Raw genomic sequence first — 206 nt, forward strand, 5'->3', positions numbered from 1 at the left:
CTCCTATTAAGGAGAACCCTTAAAGACTCTCACCCCGCTATAATACCATTAAGGAATGACTAATAGAGGCCTGATTTTTGTCTAAATATATAAATATGCAATATTACATATAAAAATGTATTGATATAAATGTAAGCGCTTACTATAATAAAGGCATAAAGATAAATCACATCTTAGCAACAACATAAGAGGAGGAAATAACATGG

The organism is Bacillus sp. AFS023182, from assembly GCF_002560575.1.
Classification (GTDB): domain Bacteria; phylum Bacillota; class Bacilli; order Bacillales; family Bacillaceae_G; genus Bacillus_A; species Bacillus_A arachidis.